The organism is Streptomyces boluensis (assembly GCF_009908195.1).
GTDB lineage: Bacteria > Actinomycetota > Actinomycetes > Streptomycetales > Streptomycetaceae > Streptomyces > Streptomyces boluensis.
Window position 1 is genome coordinate 1 of sequence record NZ_JAAAHS010000717.1, and the last position, 1324, is coordinate 1324.

A 1324-nucleotide genomic window follows, 5' to 3' on the forward strand; every position below is an offset into this window, starting at 1 on the left:
GTTCGGGACCGTGGACAGGGGGTGGGGGGAGCGTCGACAGTGGGTGGCATGACCACTGACTCCTCTGACTCCTCTGATTCCTCAGGTCCGGGTTCCTCGGCTGACGCGAGTGTGGAGCGCGTGGCTCCGCTGCCGCCGTTCCAACCGCCGTACTACGTCGTCGTGTTCACCTCCCTGCGCACGGACGAGGATGCGGGGTACGGGGAGACGGCCGGGCGGATGGCCGATCTGGTGCGGGAGGTGCCGGGGTTCCTCGGCGTGGAGTCGGCGCGTACGCCGGGCGGGCTCGGCATCACGGTCAGCTACTTCGAGAGCGAGGAAGCGATCGCGGAGTGGCGCCGGCAGGTGGAGCATCGCGCGGCTCAGGAGCGGGGCAGGGCGGAGTGGTACGAGAGCTTCTCCGTGCACGTCAGCAAGGTGGAGAGGAGCTACGGCTTTGTGCGGGAGTGACGGTGGCAGCGTCGGGCCGGACGGGGGCGCCGAGGCGGAGCGGGTGCGGGCGTTCTGGCGACGGCTCGGGGTGCCCGGTCTCGTCGATGTGCACACGCACTTCATGCCGGAGCGGGTGCTGCGCAAGGTGTGGGCGTACTTCGACGGGGTGGGGCCGCTGACCGGGATGGAGTGGCCCATCGCGTACCGCAGGGACGAGGCGGAACGGCTCGCGCTGCTCCGGGAGTTCGGGGTGCGGGCCTTCACGGCGATGCTGTATCCGCACAAGCCGGGCATGGCGGCCTGGCTGAACGGCTGGGCGGCGGAGTTCGCCGGGCGGACGCCGGACTGTCTGCACACGGCGACGCTGTTCCCCGAGGACGGGGTGGAGACGTATGTGCGCGAGGCCGTCGAGGCGGGGGCGCGGGTGTTCAAGTCCCATGTGCAGGTGGGGGGTTACGACCCGGGGGACGAGCGGCTCGACCCGGTGTGGGGGCTGCTCGCCGACTCCGGCACGCCCGTGGTGATGCACTGCGGTTCGGGACCGCAGCCCGGCAAGCACACCGGGCCCGAACCGGTGGCGCGGCTGCTCGCCCGGCACCCTCGGTTGCGGCTGGTCGTGGCGCACATGGGGATGCCCGAGTACGCCGACTTCCTCGACCTGGCCGAGCGGTACGCGGAGGTGCGGCTCGACACCACGATGGCATTCACGGACTTCAGTGAGCGGTTCAGTGCGTTTCCCGTCGTGGAGCGGGCCCGGCTGGCCGAGCTCGGGGACCGGATTCTGCTCGGCACGGACTTCCCCAACATCCCCTATCCGTACGTCCATCAGCTCGACGCCCTGGAGCGGCTGGGGCTCGGGGACGACTGGCTGCGGGCGGTGTGTCACGACAAC

General features: G+C 70.8%; 2 protein-coding genes. Both read left to right on the plus strand.

The genetic code is table 11. The features are described 5' to 3' along the window. Positions 1–120 precede the first annotated feature (120 nt). Positions 121–450, plus strand: coding sequence for an antibiotic biosynthesis monooxygenase family protein (locus GUY60_RS37700; protein WP_312866579.1), 330 nt, complete (start codon positions 121–123; stop codon positions 448–450). Then, on the plus strand, positions 437–1324 hold an 888-nt coding region (locus GUY60_RS37705), incomplete at its 3' end, for an amidohydrolase family protein (RefSeq protein ID WP_187370237.1). The genes GUY60_RS37700 and GUY60_RS37705, both read left to right, overlap by 14 nt.